This window comes from Citrobacter sp. VF227, from assembly GCF_052950715.1.
Genome location: NZ_JBRFVF010000068.1, coordinates 1 through 904 on the forward strand (window position 1 = coordinate 1; position 904 = coordinate 904).

1 protein-coding gene is annotated in these 904 nt (G+C 66.9%); it reads right to left on the reverse strand.

From position 1 onward, the window contains the following. Window positions 1-514: hypothetical protein (locus ACU8YC_RS25050; protein WP_446895967.1), on the reverse strand; the 514-nt coding region annotated here is incomplete at its 3' end. Window positions 515-904 lie beyond the last annotated feature (390 nt).

Genomic DNA, 904 nt, shown 5'->3' on the forward strand with positions numbered 1-904 from the left:
GCTCCTCGACGGTGACGAGCCCGAGTCTCTTGGCCTCGCGCAGGGCGTTGCGGACGGTAGTCTCGGCCACGCCCGCGATCGCCGCGAGCTGCCCCACGGCCAGTCGGCAATCGCCTCGTTTTGAGGTTTCCGTGGCCACCAGGGCCAGCACCGCCTGCTCGGCCAGGGTGAACTGGGCCGCTAACCCCGGCGGCAGCCTTCCCGAAGCCGCCCAGCGGCGGCGGCGCTCCAGCGAGGGCTCCGTGCGCGGGCGTGAGCCGACGGCCCTCCTGGGTGCTCCTGCGCCGTCCTGGAACGTGGGCGCGATTGCAGCCTCAGGGCTGGGTCGTAGACCCGCCGGTAGCCGACGAGCCGCGGGCGCGTCCGTGCGCGCCTCGATCAGCCCGGACAGGGTCTCGGCCTCGGTCTCCGTGACGTGCCCTTCGCCGTAAGCGCGCCAGAGCAGCGCCGTCACGGACGGAAGGGTGATTCGGTCAGCCGCCTCGATCGCGCAGCGGATTTTTTCGGCAAACACGTGTCTTGGCCCTTTTCCATAGGGCCACAGGGGGACGTTTGGCGGCGCAAGCTGTGCGCTCCGTTCAAGACAAGCCGATATCGTTGCCGGAACCGGGGTTCCGACTTGACGCCTGAGGGCGCTTTATGGCTTGTGAGGGATGCTGTTGTGCCTCACAGGCCATCTCGATTTCGAAGGCCTCACCCTTGCCGGGGTGGGGCCTTTGGCTTTTCAGGGTCCTACTGCGGCGATTGCTCTCCTGAATGGCTGGCTCACGACTCGCTTGGGCGAGCACGGCCATGACAGCCCATGTCGACCGGGCGGCACGGCTAAGTCAACGTTGCGGGTGGCTGATGACCTTTTTCCTGCCGTCCTGAACCACCCCATATTCCGGTAGGCACTTCTCCTTAT